The organism is Mycobacterium sp. SA01, assembly GCF_041287105.1.
Lineage (GTDB): Bacteria > Actinomycetota > Actinomycetes > Mycobacteriales > Mycobacteriaceae > Mycobacterium.
On the sequence record NZ_JBGGNO010000016.1, the window covers coordinates 131,587 to 148,982 of the forward strand.

16 protein-coding genes are annotated in these 17,396 nt (G+C 67.7%); 4 read left to right on the forward strand and 12 right to left on the reverse strand.

Annotated elements, in window-relative coordinates; all coding sequences use genetic code 11:
• Positions 1 to 11: 11 nt before the first annotated feature.
• Positions 12 to 1,283: an MFS transporter gene (locus AB4879_RS08410; protein WP_370507229.1), complete on the reverse strand. Its 1,272-nt coding sequence runs from the start codon at positions 1,281 to 1,283 to the stop codon at positions 12 to 14.
• Positions 1,284 to 1,354: 71 nt separating this feature from the next.
• Between AB4879_RS08410 and AB4879_RS08415 the strand changes: the two genes are divergently transcribed.
• Positions 1,355 to 1,960 carry a YqgE/AlgH family protein gene (locus tag AB4879_RS08415; RefSeq protein WP_370507230.1) on the forward strand — a complete coding sequence of 202 codons (606 nt, stop codon included), beginning with the start codon at positions 1,355 to 1,357 and terminating at the stop codon, positions 1,958 to 1,960.
• On the opposite strand, the gene AB4879_RS08420 is transcribed toward AB4879_RS08415, so the two are convergent.
• Genes AB4879_RS08420 through AB4879_RS08430 form a run of 3 tightly spaced genes read right to left on the reverse strand, consistent with a single transcriptional unit; the run spans position 1,947 to position 4,268 of the window.
• The gene (locus AB4879_RS08420; RefSeq protein WP_370507231.1) at positions 1,947 to 2,933 is read right to left on the reverse strand and encodes a bile acid:sodium symporter family protein; all 987 of its coding nucleotides are present in this window, start codon (positions 2,931 to 2,933) and stop codon (positions 1,947 to 1,949) included. The genes AB4879_RS08415 and AB4879_RS08420 overlap by 14 nt on opposite strands.
• Before the next feature lie 16 nt (positions 2,934 to 2,949).
• A complete protein-coding gene (locus AB4879_RS08425) occupies positions 2,950 to 3,291 on the reverse strand; it encodes a hypothetical protein (RefSeq protein ID WP_370507232.1) in 342 nt (113 codons plus the stop codon).
• A 23-nt stretch (positions 3,292 to 3,314) separates the two neighbouring features.
• A complete protein-coding gene (locus AB4879_RS08430; protein ID WP_370507233.1) occupies positions 3,315 to 4,268 on the reverse strand; it encodes an LpqN/LpqT family lipoprotein in 954 nt (317 codons plus the stop codon).
• Between the two features lie 222 nt (positions 4,269 to 4,490).
• Between AB4879_RS08430 and leuS the strand changes: the two genes are divergently transcribed.
• The gene (gene leuS, locus AB4879_RS08435) at positions 4,491 to 7,358 is read left to right on the forward strand and encodes a leucine--tRNA ligase (RefSeq protein ID WP_370507234.1); all 2,868 of its coding nucleotides are present in this window, start codon (positions 4,491 to 4,493) and stop codon (positions 7,356 to 7,358) included.
• A gap of 82 nt (positions 7,359 to 7,440) precedes the next feature.
• Here the strand turns inward: leuS and AB4879_RS08440 are convergent, their stop codons facing one another.
• Positions 7,441 to 8,217, reverse strand: a complete 777-nt coding sequence (locus AB4879_RS08440) for an SDR family oxidoreductase (RefSeq protein WP_370507235.1) — start codon at positions 8,215 to 8,217, stop codon at positions 7,441 to 7,443.
• A 53-nt stretch (positions 8,218 to 8,270) separates the two neighbouring features.
• Between AB4879_RS08440 and AB4879_RS08445 the strand changes: the two genes are divergently transcribed.
• Positions 8,271 to 9,611, forward strand: coding sequence for an amylo-alpha-1,6-glucosidase (locus tag AB4879_RS08445; RefSeq protein ID WP_036342238.1), 1,341 nt, complete (start codon positions 8,271 to 8,273; stop codon positions 9,609 to 9,611).
• Positions 9,612 to 9,647: 36 nt separating this feature from the next.
• Here AB4879_RS08445 and AB4879_RS08450 read toward each other — a convergent pair whose 3' ends face one another.
• The 4 genes from AB4879_RS08450 to AB4879_RS08465 form a co-directional block, all read right to left on the reverse strand.
• The gene (locus AB4879_RS08450) at positions 9,648 to 10,106 is read right to left on the reverse strand and encodes a MarR family winged helix-turn-helix transcriptional regulator (protein WP_036342236.1); all 459 of its coding nucleotides are present in this window, start codon (positions 10,104 to 10,106) and stop codon (positions 9,648 to 9,650) included.
• A gap of 63 nt (positions 10,107 to 10,169) precedes the next feature.
• The gene (locus AB4879_RS08455; protein ID WP_370507236.1) at positions 10,170 to 10,910 is read right to left on the reverse strand and encodes an amino acid ABC transporter ATP-binding protein; all 741 of its coding nucleotides are present in this window, start codon (positions 10,908 to 10,910) and stop codon (positions 10,170 to 10,172) included.
• Positions 10,910 to 12,634, reverse strand: coding sequence for an ABC transporter substrate-binding protein/permease (locus AB4879_RS08460; RefSeq protein ID WP_370507468.1), 1,725 nt, complete (start codon positions 12,632 to 12,634; stop codon positions 10,910 to 10,912). The genes AB4879_RS08455 and AB4879_RS08460 overlap by 1 nt, the downstream gene beginning before the upstream one ends.
• 113 nt (positions 12,635 to 12,747) lie before the next feature.
• Positions 12,748 to 13,413 carry a GntR family transcriptional regulator gene (locus AB4879_RS08465; RefSeq protein ID WP_370507237.1) on the reverse strand — a complete coding sequence of 222 codons (666 nt, stop codon included), beginning with the start codon at positions 13,411 to 13,413 and terminating at the stop codon, positions 12,748 to 12,750.
• 114 nt (positions 13,414 to 13,527) lie between these two features.
• On the opposite strand from AB4879_RS08465, the gene AB4879_RS08470 reads away from it, so the two are divergent.
• Positions 13,528 to 14,700, forward strand: coding sequence for a cytochrome P450 (locus tag AB4879_RS08470; protein WP_102805849.1), 1,173 nt, complete (start codon positions 13,528 to 13,530; stop codon positions 14,698 to 14,700).
• On the opposite strand, the gene AB4879_RS08475 is transcribed toward AB4879_RS08470, so the two are convergent.
• Genes AB4879_RS08475 through AB4879_RS08485 form a run of 3 tightly spaced genes read right to left on the reverse strand, consistent with a single transcriptional unit; the run spans position 14,697 to position 17,360 of the window.
• Entirely contained in the window at positions 14,697 to 15,482 is a 786-nt protein-coding gene (locus AB4879_RS08475) for an LLM class F420-dependent oxidoreductase (RefSeq protein ID WP_370507238.1), read from the reverse strand. The genes AB4879_RS08470 and AB4879_RS08475 overlap by 4 nt on opposite strands.
• Positions 15,483 to 15,518: 36 nt before the next feature.
• Positions 15,519 to 16,394, reverse strand: a complete 876-nt coding sequence (locus tag AB4879_RS08480; RefSeq protein ID WP_370507239.1) for a recombinase family protein — start codon at positions 16,392 to 16,394, stop codon at positions 15,519 to 15,521.
• A gap of 48 nt (positions 16,395 to 16,442) precedes the next feature.
• Positions 16,443 to 17,360, reverse strand: a complete 918-nt coding sequence (locus AB4879_RS08485; RefSeq protein ID WP_102805851.1) for an alpha/beta fold hydrolase — start codon at positions 17,358 to 17,360, stop codon at positions 16,443 to 16,445.
• Positions 17,361 to 17,396: the final 36 nt, after the last annotated feature.

Below are 17,396 nucleotides of genomic sequence, written 5' to 3' on the forward strand. Positions count from 1 at the left end.
CAGCCCTGACATCACGGGCGACGCCCGACCGCGCTGTGCACCGCCAGGCCGACGAGATAGATCACCGAGCCGGTCAATGCCAGGACGGGGGAGTGGCCGTCGGCCGGAACCACCGCTGCGGCGACGGTGATGGCGGCGATGAACGACACCCAGAACAACGAATCCTGTACGGCGAACACATGTCCGCGCAGCGCGTCGTCGACGTCGATCTGCATGGCGGTGTCGGCGCACAGCTTGACGATCTGGCCGGCCAGCCCGAGCAGGAACCCGCACACGATCATCACCACCAACTGCAGGGTGGCGCCGGCCAGCTGAATGACCGCCGCACACACCAACGCCCCGTTGGCGGTCGCGTATCGGCCCCACCGCTTGATCGACATCGGGGTCAGCACGTTGGCCAGGAAGGCGCCGCCGCCGGTGGCCGCGACGAAGATGACGGCGGTGCCCAGACCACCGACGGCCGGGGTGTCGCTGTGCCGCACGATGACCAGCACCAGCAGGGTGTTGATGCCGAACACCATCCGGTGGCTGGCGAGGCCGGACAGGGTGGCCGCGACGGTGGGTGTGGTCAGCACGGTGCGGGCGCCGTAGATCCACCCGGTGGTGACGGCGTAGAACACCGATCCGTGCACGGCGCGGGCGGTGTCGTCGGGCCCGAGCACGTGCCGCGGAAAGCGCAGCGACAACACGAACGCGACCGCGATCGGCACCGCCACCATCGACATGATGGTGGCCGCGCCCGCGTCGCCGGAGCCGAACAGCCAGCGCGGCAGCAGCATGAAGTTCGCGCCGAGGAATGTGGCGGTGGCTCCGGTGGCCGTCGCGACGGAGTTCATCACCACGACGGACTGGCGCGGCACGACGTGCGGCAGCGCCGCCGACAGTCCTGAGGTGACGAACCGGCTGAAGCCGTTGACGATCAGTGCGCCGCACAACACGGTCAGGTCGCTGGCGCCGACGGCCAGCAGCATCGCGACGCCGACGACCAGCACCAGCCGGGCCAGGTTCGCCGCGACCAGGACCGCCCGGCGATCCCAGCGGTCCAGCAGCGCTCCGGCGAACGGGCCGACGATCGAGTAGGGCAGGAACAGCACCGCGAATGCGCCTGCCACCGCCCACGGATCGGCCGCCCGTTCCGGGTTGAACAACAACCCGCCGGCGAGCCCGGCCTGAAACAGCCCGTCACCGAATTGGCTGGCGGTCCGCAACTCGAGCAACCGCCAGAACTCGGGCAGACTGCGCACGGATCGCCAGAGCGAACCGGGTGCGCGGGCGTCGACCATCGGACCAACAGTACAAATATCCACACGCGCCCGTTACCACAGCAACACCTACCTGATGCCATGATGGTGGGGTGGCACAGTCCGAGGACCCCGAAGATTTCGTCGCGCCTGCGGCGAACCGGGTACGACCGGGAACGTTGCTGCTGGCCAACACCGATCTCATGGAGCCGACGTTTCGGCGCAGCGTGATCTACGTCGTCGAGCACAACGACGGCGGCACTTTGGGTGTGGTGCTCAACCGCCCCAGCGAGACCGCTGTCTACAACGTGTTGCCGCAGTGGTCGAAATTGGCTGCGAAGCCGAAGACGATGTTCATCGGCGGGCCGGTCAAACGCGACGCCGCGCTGTGTCTGGGCACGCTGCGGGTGGGCACCGATCCGCAGGGCATGCCCGGTATGCGCCATGTTGCGGGCCGAATGGTGATGATCGATCTGGACGCCGACCCCGATCTGCTCGCGCCTGCCGTCGAGGGGGTGCGGATCTTCGCGGGGTACTCCGGCTGGACCATCGGCCAGCTGGAGGGCGAGATCGAACGCGACGACTGGATTGTGTTGTCCGCGTTGCCTTCCGATGTTCTGGTCGAGCAGCGGGTGGACTTGTGGTCGCGGGTGTTGCGGCGCCAGCCGCTACCGCTGTCACTGCTGGCGACGCATCCGATCGACGTCAGCCGGAACTGAGTGCCGGCGTCCCCCGGCCCAGCCGGGCGGCGATCACCGCGCAGACGAACAGCTGGATCTGGTGAAACAGCATCAGCGGCAACATGATCAAGCCCACGCTGGCCGCCGGGAACAGCACGAGCGCCATCGGCAACCCGGAGGCCAGACTCTTCTTCGACCCGCAGAACAACAGCACGATCGCATCGGCGCGATCTAGCCGGGCCAGTCTGCCGGTGATCCAGGTGAAGGCCAGCACCACCGCCAGCAACGCCGCGCTGACCGCGGCGACGGCCACCACCCGCCACGGCTGCACGCTGCTCCAGATGTGTTCGGCCATCCCGACCGAGAACGCGGCGTAGACGATCAGCAGGATCGAACCGCGGTCGACCACCTTGGTCAGCGCCGCGTGCCGGGTCACCGCCGGCGCCAACCACCGGCGCAGCAGCTGACCTGCGGCGAACGGCACCAGCAGCTGCAGCACGATGTCTGCCACCGCCGACCCGTCGACCCGGGGTGCCCCGCCCAGCGGCATCAACACCACAACGAGCAGCGGTGTGAGAAAGACGCCGACGATGTTCGACAGCGACGCGCTGACGATCGCGGCCGACACGTGCCCGCGTGCGATCGAGGTGAATGCGATCGAGGACTGCACGGTCGACGGCACCAGACACAGGAACAACAGGCCGGTGTACAGGTCGTCGGTCAGCACCGACGGAACCAGCGCGCGGGCCGCGAGTCCGAGCAGCGGGAACACCACGAACGTGGTGGACAGCACCAGCAGGTGCAGCTTCCACTGCCGCACCCCGTGCCAGGCCTGCTGTGGCGACAGCCGCGCGCCGTACAGCAGGAACAGCAGGGCGATGACGATCTTGGTGATCAGCGACAGAGCGTCGGCCGCCGTACCGCGGGCGGGCAGCACAGTGGCCAGCAGGACGACCGCGATGAGCAGCAGCAGGAACGGGTCGACTCCGAAACCGCGACGCAGCGCCCTCATCAGGTCGCCGAGCGGCTTACTTGCAGGACAGCGTGCAGCTTGCGCAGCTCCCCGCGCAGCCGCCGGCCTGAGCTTCTCGTCGGGCGGCGTAGCGGGCGCCTTGCCAGGAACCGGCGCCGATGGTCCCGACCGCGCCGATCACGCAGACGATCAGGACCAGCAGCGCGGTGCGCGTGGGGGCGGCCAGGGCTACTGCTCCGCCTGCGGCGAGCATGACGGCGGCGGCCAGTTGGGTCGGCGCGACCGCACGCATCACCTGCGCGGTGACGTCAGCGCTGGGCGGTCGGGTCAGCGTCCACGCGCCCGAGCCGCCGACGAGGACGGCCATTCCCAGGCACACCAGGCCGACGATGAACATGGGGCCACAATACGAGCCCGGGTTCAGCGCGCCAGAGCGGGCACCGCGGGAAGGACGGCTGGAGCGGGCGCGGGGGCCTGCGCCGACGCATCGGCCAGCGGTGCCGCTGCAGGTGCAGGTGCGGGAGCCGGGGCCGGCGCGGCCGTCGGCGACGCCACCCGGAAACCGTTGACGATGGCGTCGGTCGCGTCAGCGGTGGCGACCACCTGGTTGGCGGCGGTCGTCACGTACAGCGACACCAGGTAGCGGTCCGGGCCGGACTGGGCGATGACGTGGCGGCGCGAGGTGTTCAGCGTCATGTCGTTCTCGCGGTAGGTGCCCTCGATGAGCGAGGACGGGAAACCGTCGAAATCGGCCAGCGAGGCGTCGGTGGCCTGCCAGTTGAACAGTTGCTGGCTGTCCACGTAGCCGTGGGTGATGGCTTCCTTCGGATCGAAGTCGCCGACCAGCTTGTACACCTTCAGCTGTGCGTTGGAGGTGTACAGCCCGTCGCCGCCGAGCCGGTCGGCGAGCACGGTGAACGCGTCGGGGACGTTCGGATCGGGCACGACGGTCCAGCCGCGCGGCATCGGCAGCACCAGGTTGAGCGCGGTGAAGCCGCTGGCCTTCTGCGGCTCCATCTTGACGCCCTTGTCCTTGAAGAAGTCGGCAAGGGTGCCGGACGCGGCGGGGGCCAGGGTCTCCGGTGCGGCCACGGCAGGTGCCACGGCGGGCGCGACGGCCGGGGCGGCGACCTGCGGAACGGCGGCGACCTGGGGGACGGCGGCCGGTGCCGCCGCGGGCGCGGCGGCGGGGACCGCATTCGCGGCCGCGACCTCGGGGGCGACGGTGACGGTCTGGGTGACGGTGACGGGCGCGGGCAGAACGGGAACGACCGGATCCGCTGACGCGGTCGCGCCGGTGAAACCGAGGACGGCGGCTGTACCGGCGGCCATCCCACCTACTACCACCCGCCAGTTACGGGCATTCGTGATCATCGCAGCTGTCCTTTTCGACACGGTCGGGCCAGGTGAGGCCCCTTGTCAGGAGGCCGACTGTATCGGCCTGCCGGGCAGCCCGGATAGGGCTGGAACAGACCTGGAACCAACCGTCGACCGCACTGCAATCCATCCGAGACCGGGCCGTTGCACAGGGTGCGACCGGGGTCACACAGCGCTGTCGCGGGGTGGACCCGCGAGCGGCCCTTATACCCTGTGTGCGTGACCGAAACCCCGACCGCCGCACCGCAGGGCAGCGCAGACGCCGACACCCCGCGGTTCCGCTACACCGCCGAGCTGGCCGGCCGGATCGAGCGCACCTGGCAGGACAACTGGCAGTCGTGGGGCACCTTCGATGTGCCCAACCCGGTCGGGTCGCTGGCACCCGCCGACGGCTCGGCGGTTCCCGACGACAAGATGTTCGTCCAGGACATGTTCCCGTATCCCTCCGGTGAGGGTCTGCATGTCGGGCATCCGCTGGGTTACATCGCCACCGATGTCTATGCCCGCTACTTCCGGATGACCGGGCGCAATGTGTTGCACGCGTTGGGTTTCGACGCCTTCGGCCTGCCCGCCGAGCAGTACGCGATCCAGACCGGCACCCATCCGCGGATCCGCACCGAGGCCAATATCGTCAATTTCCGCCGCCAGCTGGGCAGGCTCGGCCTGGGGCACGACCAGCGGCGCAGCTTCTCGACCACCGACGTGGACTTCTACAAGTGGACCCAGTGGATCTTCCTGCAGATCTACAACGCCTGGTTCGACACCGAGCAGAACAAGGCCCGCCCGATCGCCGATCTGCTCGCCGAATTCGACTCCGGTGCACGCACTCTCGACGACGGCCGGCAGTGGTCCACCCTGTCCGCGGGTGAGCGAGCCGATGTCATCGACGGTCACCGGCTGGTCTATCTGGCCGATTCGCTGGTGAACTGGTGTCCGGGGTTGGGCACCGTGCTGGCCAACGAGGAGGTCACCTCCGACGGTCGCAGCGAGCGCGGCAACTTCCCGGTGTTCCGGAAACGGTTGCGGCAGTGGATGATGCGCATCACCGCCTACTCCGACCGGCTACTCGACGACCTCGAGGTGCTGGACTGGCCGGAGAAGGTCAAGACCATGCAGCGTAATTGGATCGGTCGATCCACCGGAGCGTCGGTGCTGTTCGACGCCGACGGCGCGGACATCGAGGTCTTCACCACCCGGCCCGACACCCTGTTCGGCGCGACCTACCTGGTGCTGGCTCCCGAACATGAGCTGGTCGACCAGCTGGCCGCCGCGCAGTGGCCGGACGGGGTGGACCCGCGGTGGACCTACGGCGCCGACACCCCGGGCGAGGCGGTGGCGGCCTATCGGCGCTCGATCGCGGCCAAGTCCGACCTGGAACGCCAGGAGAACAAGACCAAGACCGGGGTCTTCCTCGGTACGTATGCGGTCAATCCGGCTGACGGACAACACGTTCCGGTCTTCATCGCCGACTACGTGCTGGTCGGCTACGGCACCGGCGCGATCATGGCCGTCCCCGGGCACGATCAGCGCGACTGGGAGTTCGCCACCGAGTTCGGCCTGCCGATCGTCGAAGTGATCTCTGGCGGCGACATCTCTGAGGCGGCATATTCCGGTGACGGTGCGCTGGTGAACTCGCAGTACCTCGACGGCCTGACCGTCCAGGACGCCAAGAACGCCATCACCGAGCGGCTGGAGGCCGACGGGCGCGGCCGCGCTCGCGTCGAATACAAACTGCGGGACTGGCTTTTCGCGCGGCAGCGGTACTGGGGCGAGCCGTTCCCGATCGTGTACGACGCCGACGGCCGCGCCTATCCGCTGCCCGAATCGGCGCTTCCGGTGGAACTGCCGGACATCGCCGACTATTCGCCGGTGATGTTCGACCCGGACGACGCCGACAGTGAGCCGTCCCCGCCGCTGAACAAGGCGGACGAGTGGGTGCACGTCGAGTTGGATCTCGGTGACGGCCTGAAGACCTACACCCGCGACACCAATGTGATGCCGCAGTGGGCGGGCAGCTCCTGGTACGAGCTGCGATACGCGGACCCGCACAACCCGGATACGTTCTGCGCCAAGGAAAACGAGCAGTATTGGATGGGCCCGCGACCGGCCGAGCACGGCCCGGACGACCCCGGGGGAGTGGACGTCTACGTCGGCGGCGTCGAGCACGCGGTGCTGCACCTGCTGTACTGCCGGTTCTGGCACAAGGTGCTCCACGACCTCGGACATGTCAGCTCTCGCGAGCCGTACCGCCGCCTGGTCAACCAGGGGTACATCCAGGCGTTCGCCTACACCGACTCCCGCGGCGCGTACGTGCCGGCCGCCGACGTCGTCGAGCGGGACGGGAAGTTCTTCCTGCCCGGGGACGACGGCGAGATGGAGGTGTTCCAGGAGTTCGGCAAGATCGGCAAGAGCCTGAAGAACTCGATCTCCCCGGACGAGATCTGCGACGGCTACGGTGCGGACACGCTGCGGGTCTACGAGATGTCGATGGGCCCGCTGGAGGCGTCTCGGCCCTGGGCGACCAAGGACGTCGTCGGCGCCTACCGCTTCCTGCAACGGGTGTGGCGGCTTGTGGTCGACGAGTCCACCGGTGAGACAAGGGCTTCCGAGCATCAGGCGCTCGACGAGGACACCCTGCGGCTGCTGCACCGCACGATCGAGGGCGTGTCCGAGGACTACGCGGGCCTGCGCAACAACACCGCCGCGGCCAAGCTGATCGAGTACACCAACCACCTCACCAAGGAGGGCGTCAGCGCGCGAGCGGCGCTGGAACCGCTGGTGTTGATGGTGGCGCCGCTGGCGCCGCACCTGGCCGAGGAACTCTGGCAGCGACTGGGGCATCCGAAGTCGTTGGCGCACGGACCTTTTCCGGTAGCCGATCCGCAGTATTTGGTCACCGACACCGTCGAGTACCCGGTGCAGGTGAACGGCAAGGTCCGCGGACGCATCACCGTTGCCGCCGACGCCGACAAGGCCGGCCTCGAAGCGGCCGCGCTCGCGGACGAGAAGGTCCAGGCCTTCCTGGCCGGTGCCACCCCGAAGAAGGTCATCGTGGTATCGGGCCGGCTGGTGAACCTCGTCGTCTGACCCACTCCCTTTTTCGCCCAAACCGACAACTGGCAGGGAAAGTGCGAGTAGATCGCCGCAAAACGTCGATCTCGGCGCGAGGCTAGCCGCGAGGGCGGACCACCACCTGGTGGGTGTGCGCGTCGGGCGGGCTGGCGATCACCTCGGCGACGATCCGCGCGACGGTCTCCGGTTTGAGGAACTTCGCCGGGTCGTACTGCCCGCCTTCGTAGGCGACCAGGTCCTGCTGCATCTCGGTGTCGACCCGGCCTGGGTGCACGCTGGTGACGCGCAACTCGGGGACGTCGGCGCGCAGCGAATCGGCGAACGCCCGCTGGGCGAACTTGCTCGCCGAGTAGGCGGCCAGTCCGGGTGAGGCGTTCAGTCCGGCGCCGGAGTTGATGAACACGACGTGCCCGCGCGCCGCGCGCAGTGCCGGGAGCAGCGCCTGGGTGAGTGCGACGGCGCCGGTCACGTTGACCTCGAAGCAGGCCCGCCACTGTTCGGGCGTCGAGTCGTCGAATCGTCCCGGGTAGGCGACGCCGGCGTTGTGGACCAGCACGTCCAGTTCGGCGAGCGGCTCGGCCGCGGCCTCGATCCCGTCCGGATCGGTGAGGTCCAGCGGCCAGGTGGTGGCGCCGAGACGGGTGGCGACGGCGTCCAGACGATCGGACGGACGGCCCGCGAGGAGCAGGGTGTGGGTGGGGGCCAGCGCATCGGCGATCGCCGATCCGATGCCGCCACTGGCACCGGTGATGAGAGCTGATTTCTTACCCGGGTCGCTTCGCTCCTGCCCACCGGATTTCTTACCCGGGTCGCTTCGCTCCTGCCCACCGGATTTCTTACCCGGGTCGCTTCGCTCCTGCCCACCGGAAGACATGCCACCCACCCTACCGACCTGCGTTTCGCAGGTTCGCGCCGCAGAATGAACGCGTGGCATACGACCCGAGCTTCGGCCCGACACAGTTGGCGGCCCGCGCGGCCTACCTTCTGCGCGGTAACGACCTGGGTGTGATGACCTCCGCGGCGCCCCTGCTCTACCCGCACATGTGGAGTTGGGACGCCGCGTTCGTCGCCGTCGGCCTGGCCCCGCTGAGTGTCGAGCGCGCGGTCGTCGAGCTGGACACCCTGCTGTCCGCGCAGTGGACCAACGGGATGATCCCGCACATCGTGTTCGCCAACGGCGTCGACGGATACTTCCCCGGCCCGGCCCGCTGGGCCACGTCGGCACTGGCGGCGCACGCCCCGCGCACCCGGCACACCTCGGGGATCACCCAGCCACCGGTGCATGCCATTGCGGTGCAACGCATTCTGGACCGGGCCCGCACCAGGGGCCGTTCCACCCGCGCCGTGGCCGAGTCGTTTCTGGACCGCCGGTGGCCGGATCTGGTGCGTTGGCACCGCTGGCTGGCCGAGGCCCGCGATCAGAACGAGCACGGTCGCGTCACGCTGTATCACGGCTGGGAGTCCGGGATGGACAACTCGCCGCGCTGGGATTCCGCCTACGCCAACGTGATTCCCGGGAACCTGCCGGAGTATCAGCGTGAGGACACCCACATCGTCACCGACGCCAGCCAGCGCCCGTCGGACACCGAGTACGACCGGTACCTGTGGCTGCTCGAGGAGATGAAGTCGGTCCGCTACGACGACGATCTGCTGCCGAAGGTGATGAGCTTTGCGGTCGAAGACGTCTTTGTGTCAGCGATTTTCGCGGTTGCCTGCGATGTGCTGGCCAACATCGGCGAGGACTACAAGCGGCCCCACGCCGACGTCCGCGACCTGTATTCGTGGGCCGAGCGGTTCCGGGCCGGCGTCGTCGAGACCACCGACCAAAGGACCGGCGCCGCACGCGATTTCGACGTCAGAGCGGATAAGTGGATCGCGACGGAGACCGCCGCGCAGTTCGCTCCGCTGCTGTGCGGCGGCCTGCCGCACGACCGGGAGCGGGCGTTGCTGCGGGTGCTGGAAGGTCCGCGGTTCTGCGGACACCCGGACCTGCGGTACGCGGTGATCCCGTCGACATCGCCGGTGTCCAAGGACTTTCGGTCACGCGAGTATTGGCGCGGGCCGGTCTGGCCGGTGCTGACGTGGCTGTTCTCCTGGGCGTTCGCGCGCCGCGGATGGTCGGAGCGTTCGCTGTTGCTGCGCCAGGAAGGCCTTCGGCAGGCCAGCGACGGCACCTTCGCCGAGTACTACGAACCATTCACCGGCGAGCCGCTGGGCAGCATGCAACAGTCCTGGACCGCGGCCGCGGTCCTCGACTGGCTCGGTTAATCCCCGAGTCGCTTCGCTCCTGCCCGCCGGGGCTAGCTAGCTTTCGGCCTGCTCGGCCAACCGCTCCAGCGGACGCAGCGCCTTGGCCAAGGTCTCGCGCTCCTCGTCGCTCAGCTTCGAGAGCAACGCGGCCAGATTCGCCCTCCGAACCGCCAGTGCTTCGCGGTGCTGCACCAGCCCCTGCGGCGTGACCTCGACGAGAACGGCCCGCAGGTCCGAGGGGTCACGCGACCGCTTGACCAGCCCGAGCTTTTCCAGCCGGCGGATCGCCACCGTGGTGGTCGGGGTGCGTACCCGTTCGCGTGCGGCCAGCTCCGTCATCCGGATCGGACCCTGATCCAGCAGGGTCAGCAGGATGGACAGCTGTGCGAGGGTGAGGTCGGCTCCGGCGGTGGTGGACTTGGTGTCGGCGCGGCGCAAGACCGAAAAGAGCTTCGACAGGACCCGCTGCAGGTCCCCGGACAGGTCAGTGACCTGCGGCTCGGCCTCAATCATAGTTCGCTAGTCTAACCTGTCCGCGGTTGTCAACCGCGCGATACGCGGTATTACGCGCCCGAGTTAGAGAACTTGCGACAGGAAACGCTGCAGACGCTCCGTCTCGGCGGCGCTGAAGATCTGATCGGGCGGCCCGGATTCGATCACCTGGCCGTAGTCCATGAACACCACCGAGTCCGCGGTCGACTGGGCGAACCCCATCTCGTGGGTGACCACGACCATCGTCATCCCGTCCGAACCCAGCTCGGCGATCAGCGCCAGGATCCCTTTGACCAGTTCGGGGTCCAGCGCCGAGGTCGCCTCGTCGAAGAACATCACCTGCGGCGCCATCGCCAGCGCCCGCGCGATCGCGACCCGTTGCTGCTGACCACCGGACAGCGTGGCCGGCCGCACCTCGGCTTTGTGCTTCAAACCGACCCGGTCCAGCTGGGCGAGCGCCAGCTCGCGGGATTCCTCGGCCGACAGCCGCTTGAGTTTGCGTGGCCCGAGCGCGACGTTGTCCACCACGCTGCGATGCGGGAACAGGTTGAACTGCTGGAACACCATGCCGATGCGCTGGCGCAGCGCGTCGGGATCGTCGTTCAGCACCGACTTCCCGTCGAGCAGGATGTCGCCGCGGTCGGGTTCGTAGAGCCGGTTGAGCGTGCGCAGCAGGGTGGATTTGCCCGAGCCTGACGGGCCGATGACCGCCGTCGTGCTGCCGGCCGGCACGTCCAGATCCACGCCGCGCAGCACCTTGTTGGTGCCGAAAGCGAGGTGAATATCCTTGCAGGCCAACGAGACCGGTTCAGGAAGCGAGGCCATCACACCATCTCCTGGCTCGTTGCGCTCGGCGCCAGCGGATCCTCGTCGGGTTGCGTTCGGCCGCGGCGCAACCGGGCGTCGATGTAGTTGACCAAGTGCGTCAACGGGATCGTCAGCAACAGGTAGAACAGGCCCGCCGCCACCAACGGCGACAGGTTGCCGGTCTGGGCGTTGAGATCGCGACCCACCTGGAACAGCTCGCGCTGGCTGGCCACCAGACCCAGGAAGTACACCAGCGACGATGCTTTGAGCAGCGAGATGAACTGGTTGACCAGGGCGGGCAGCACTCGGCGGACGCCCTGGGGGACCACCACCAACCGCATCGAGGATGAGTAACTGAACCCCAGCGCGCGGGACGCTTCCAGCTGCCCGGCGTCCACACTCTGGATGCCGGAGCGGAAGATCTCGCCGATGTAGGCCGCAGCCATCAGCCCGAGCGCGGCGATACCGAGAGGGAAGGGGTTGTTGCCGGTGATGCCACCCACGACCGGCCCGATGCCCAGCCCGATCAGCAGGATGATCACCACCTCGGGCAGCCCGCGGAAAATGTCGGTGTAGACCCGGGCCGGCCAGCGCAGCCACCGCGACCGGGAGATCCCGGCCACGGCCAGCACCATGCCGAGCAGCAGTCCGATCACGCTGGCGCAGACCGTCAGGATGAGCGTGTTGGGCAACCCGGTGGTCAACAGGTCCGGGATGGCCTTCTTGTAGAGGTCCCAATCCAGGAACGACTCCCGCAGTTGGGTCAGCACCGATTTCGGTGCCGCCCCGACCGAGGCCGGTTTCTCGTGCGCGGCGGCGATCGCGGCGAAGTCGGGCAGCTGCGGAACCGGCGCCGCTTTCGAGCCCGGCTTCCAGCCCGGCGGCAGAGCCCGCGGCACCCACTCCGAGTACAGCTTCGACCACGTGCCGTCGGCGATCACCGCATCCAGGCCGGAGTTGAGTGCGTCGATCAGCGGTTTGTTCTCGTTCGCGACCGCGTAGGCGACGAAATTGTCCAAGCTGAAGGTGTTTTCGACGATCTGAGCGGGATCGCCGGGCTTGACCGTGCCGACCGCCTGCTGCGAGGGCGCCACCCAGGCGTCGATCTGGCGGGTCTTGAGGCTGGCGTAGACGGTGTTGTAGTCCGGAAACTTCACCGGTTGCAGGTGCAGCGTGTCGACGAGGTAGGCCTCTTGAACGGTGCCCTGCACCACGCCGATTCGCTGCCCGGGGCCGAGTTGTTGGAATCCGGTGATGGCCGAGCCGGACGGCACCACGAGCGAGAAGTAGCCGAAGTCGTAGCCGTTGGTGAAACCGACGGTGCGCCGGCGCGCGTCCGTGGTGGTGATCGACGACGACCCGACGTCGAAGCGGCGGGCGGCCACTTGGGCGAGCAGACCGGAGAACTCGGTGCCGACGAACGAAATCTTCAAGCCGAGTTTGTCGGCGATCGCTCGCAGCAGTTCGTTGTCGAATCCGGTGAACTGTCCGTTGGAGTCGATGCAGATGCTCGGCGGTGCGTCCGACAGCGTGCCGACCGTCAGCGTGCCGGGGGTGATCAGGCCGAGCGCGTCACGGTTGACCGAGGTCAACGGTTGCACGGTGGCGGTGGTGTATTTGTCCTCGTCCGGTCCCTTGGCTGCGGCGGCGAGGTTCGTCGGCAGGGCGCTGGCCGATCCGACGCCCGGCGGGGCGCACTGGTCTGCCCCCGCCGGCGCGGCGGCCACCAGGCCGGCGATCATCAACAGAACCGAGAGCAGGGTCGTCAGGCGTATGCCGGCCCGCGGTGTCCGGTCGGAATGAACAGCCATCATTAGCAAGGTACTGCCCGCGGCAGTCCCGTCGCGCTTTGCGATCAGACGGAACCCAAGTCGGTGAGCACCCCGAGCCGGTGCAGTTCGCCGATCAGAACGTCGGCCATCAGGTCGGTGCGGTCGAGGCAGGCCTGCCGGGCGGACGCCGGATCACCGCGGTGGATTGCGGCGTGTTCGGCTTCGGCGAGCGGCAGGAGCTGGTTCACCGTGTCCGGGTAGGTGGCCCAGAATTCGTGGGGCATGAATCCGCGCGACGCCCGAATGCCCGCGCTCAGTCGCGGGCCGGCGTACTCGTCGAGGACGATGTCTCTGAAGAGGTCGGCCGCGTTGAGGAAGGCGCGCGAGTCGGATGAGGCGCGCATGACGGCCATCGGCTCGGCGAGCCGGTCGAGGACATCGGGCCGGGGATCGGCGGCGGCCCGCGCGGACGCCGCACCGGTCAGCAGGCCGTGCACTTCATGGTGTTCGCGCAGGACGTCGGCATCGAAGCGGTGGACGAACGCGCCGCGGTGATAGCGCGACTCGAGGATGCCGTCGTGTTCGAGTTGGTTGAGGGCTTCCTGGACGGGCACCCGACTCAGCCCGAGGGCAGCGGTGATCTTGTTGCGGTCCACGCGATCTCCCGACCGCAGCCGACCGGTGAGCAGCATGTCGAGGACGTGGGCGACAACCAGGTCTTTCTCTCTGACCCCATAGCGTTTGGGCATATCCCTCTCCGGGGGCGTCCAGACGACGTGCACTCGTCGTCATCCTCCTGGTTACTTGCGGGTAGCTCGCGCAATCCCAGGTAACGAGACTGTGAGTCTCGTTACTCTCCGACCATGACGACGACGGAAATGCCCGACGGTTACTACGCGGCGACGCCGGTCCCGAGTGGGCGCACCGCGGCCGTGGACCACCTGCGCAAACCGGGGCCGGTGTATCGGGTCGGAAAGATGTGGCTGATCACCAGCTACGAGGGGGTTCGCTTCGCCCAGAAGCATCCCGAGTTGTTTTCCTCGGCGAAAGCCTTCGACGGCGTCGCCAACGCCATCTCGATGATCCCGATCGCGATCGATCCGCCGAAGCATGCCGACTACCGGCGGGTGCTGGACCCGATGTTCGGACCCAAGCGCATGGAAGCGATGGACGGCGAGCTGCGCGCACAGCTGCGCGGGCACATCGACAAGTTCGCTCCGCTCGGCCGCTGCGACGTCGTCGCCGACCTGTCCTACAAGTTCCCCACCCAGGCCATCCTGACGTTGTTCGGGCTGCCGCTGGAGCACCTGCCCAAGTTCCTCGGCTGGGTCAGCGGGATCATCAAGGGTGCCGACATCGCATCACTGGGAAGTGAGCAATCGCAGTCGGTAATCGACTGCAGCATAGCGCTTTTCACCTTCCTGGCCGAGCAACTGGAAATCAAGCGCAGCCATCCGGGTGACGACATGCTCAGCAATATCCTGGCCCTCGACGGCGACGAGGCGTGGACCGATGCCGAGATCTTGGGGCTGTGCTTCCTGATCGTCCTGGCCGGACTCGACACCGTCACCGGTGCCATCGGATTCGCGTTGCTCAACCTGGCCAACGACCCGGTGCTGCGGCACCGGTTGATCGCAGACCCGTCGCTGATACCGCCGTTCATCGAGGAGGTTCTGCGTCTCGACGGCCCGGTGCCCGGGGTGCCGCGCGTGACGACCGCCGACGTCGAGGTCGAAGGCGTGACGATCCCGGCGAATTCGCAAGTCATGCTGATGCTGTTCACCGCCAACCGGGACGGGCCGTACGCCCACACCGCCGACGAGATGGACCTGAACGCCAAGGCCGTGCATCTCGGATTCGGCGGCGGTATCCACCGGTGCCTGGGTTCGCACCTGGCGCGCCGCGAATTACGGCTCACCATCGAGGAATTCCACGCGCGCATCCCGGATTACCGGTTGGCCGGCGAGGCCACCACGTTGTGGCCTGCCGGCACCTTCGGCCTGGAATCGCTGCCGCTGGAGTTCGATCCCTGCTAACGGCTGTCGCGCCAGCGCACCAAAGCCTCGGCGGCGCTGAGGTCGTAGTCCGGTCCGTCGCAGCCGACGGTCAGCAGCGTCACGCCCAGCCCGGTGAGCGCCTCGGCGTTGGCGACGATGGTGTCGCGGTCGCGGCCCTCGACGCCCGATGACCGTTCGATCTTGGCCGGGTCGCGGCCGACGTCGGAGCAGTGCCGGTCGAGCACCTCGGCCTTGCCGGGGTAGGTCTCGGCGTTGGTGAATCCGTGCCAGATGTCGCCATGCTCGGCGACCAGGCGCAGCGTCTTCTTCTCACCCTGACCGCCGATGAGGATCGGGATTTCCCGGGTCGGTGCCGGATTCAGGTTGGCCAGCCGGGACTTGATCCGCGGTAGCGCGCCGGCAAGGTCGTCGAGGCGGCTACCGACAGTGCCGAACTCGTAGCCGTACTCGTCGTAGTCCTTCTGCTTCCAGCCCGACCCGATACCGAGGATCAGCCGGCCGCCGGAGATGTGGTCGACGGTGCGGGCCATGTCGGCCAGCAGCTCCGGATTGCGGTAGGAGTTGCAGGAGACCAGCGCGCCGATCTCGACCCGGGAGGTCTGTTCGGCCCAGGCACCCAACATGGTCCAGCATTCGAAGTGCGCACCGTCGGGGTCGCCGTACAGCGGGTAGAAGTGGTCCCAGTTGAAGACCACGTCGACGCCGAGGTCTTCACAGCGGCGGACGGCATCGCGGATCTGGTTGTAGTCGGGGGCATGTTGCGGCTGAAGTTGCACGCCGATGCGAATGGGGTAGGCCATGAAGCCAGCCTAGGGGCTTCCGGGGAGGTCGACCGTTCAGATGCAGGCGACGGTGTTCCGGCCGGCTTGCTGGGCGCTGCGCATCGCCGACATCACGCGGGCCGTCAACGCCGACGCCGTTTCACCGGTAATGGCCAGCGTGGCACCAATACTCATCGTTACGTTGACCGTCACCCCCGAGTGATTGATCGGTTCGGCAGCCCGGCAGCGGATCTTGTCCGCGACCTGGACGACATTGGCGAGGCTGTGGACGCCCGGCAACAGCAGCAAGGCCTCGTCATCACCGATTCGCCCGACGGTGTCGCCTTGGCGAACGCATTGGCGGATCCGCACCGCCAGGGTGGCCAGCACGACGTCGCCGAAGGAGCGGCCCCAGGCGTTGTTGATCGCATCGAAATTGTCGATGTCGCAGTACAAGACGCCGAGGTACGGTCCGTGATCTCGGGGGAATTCGAGCGCGGCTCGAAGGCGCGCCACCGTCTCGTCGCGCGTCGTCAGTCCGGTGAGGCCTTCGCGCGACCGTGTTCGCAGTACGTCCACCTCGAACTCTGCGACGGTGGCGAGTATCCCAAAAAACATGCTGCCCAGCGGTTCGGCCGGGTCATACCGCTGCGCACCAAGCAACAATGTGCCGCCGCGACCGGCGAGGGTCTCGCCGATGGCGCATGCATCGGCTACCGATCGGGCGAGACGGTCCAGCTTCGACACGACCAGCGTGTCACCGGCGTGCACCGCGGCGAGCGCCTGATCCAGAGCCGGCCGCTCGGTGTCCGTGCCGGTCAGCGCCTGGTCAATGTAGATCCGGTCTTCGCCGACACCGAGCTCGCGAAATTGCTGCCGCTGCTCGACGATGTCCTGCTCATCCATCGAGCAGCGGGCGTATCCGACGTACGTACGATCGATGACCGTCATCTCCGGAATGTAGCCAACCGTCGAACGGCCCGAATCCTTTTGGCAAACTCAGTCGGCGAGCACGTCGCGCAGAATGTCGATCAGCGCGCGCGGTTGGTCACCCTGTACGGAGTGACCGGAGTCGGGAACCATGATCACGCGTTGGAAACCCGGTGCGGTACGGGCGAATTCGTCAGCGTCCTCGTCGTTGACGAAGAACGAATTGGCGCCCCGCACCAGCGTGGTGGGCATCGTGATGGACGGCACGTCGTTCCACAGCCCGGCGAACGACTCCGGCAGCCCGCCACCGGAGTCGGCGCCCTTGCGGAAGGAGTCGTAGCGCCAGGTCCAGGTGCCGTCGTCGAGCTGCTTGGAGTTGTGAAAGACACCGCGGCGCAGTGATTCCCGGCTTCGGGTGGGCGAGGCGGCGACCGTGACGTCCAGCATGGCGGCGAAGCTCGGAAACGTGCGTTCCCCTTGCGTCAGTGCGACCGCACCCAGCTGGGCCTGGCTCATCTGCTCATGACGCTCCGGCGCGGACGGTGTGACATCGACCAGCACCAGTTCGGGGACGAGCGCCGGCTCGACGGTGGCGATGCGCAGCGCTGTCAGGCCGCCCAGCGACATGCCGACCACCAGCCGTGGGCTGGGCGCCCATTCGTTCAGGACGGGCCGCAACGTCTCGGCATTCAGCCGGGGGCCGTAGTCGCCGTCCTCGCGCCAGGCCGAGCGGCCGTGCCCAGGTAGATCGATGGCCAGCGCCGGAACGCCCAGGCCGAGGATGACGGTGTCCCAGGTGTGGGCGTTTTGACCGCCGCCATGCAGGAACACGATCCGCGGCGGTTCGGCACCCCACTTCAGCGCGCTGATCGGGCCGGACTCAATCCTGGTGACCGGCGGCAACTCCGCGCTGACGCCGGCCTGCTCGGCGTTCTCGGGCAGCAAGGCGAATTCGTCGAGGCCGATCAGCTCGTCATCGGAGATCACTAGCTCTTTATACGTTGAGACCGCAGTGGGATCGCA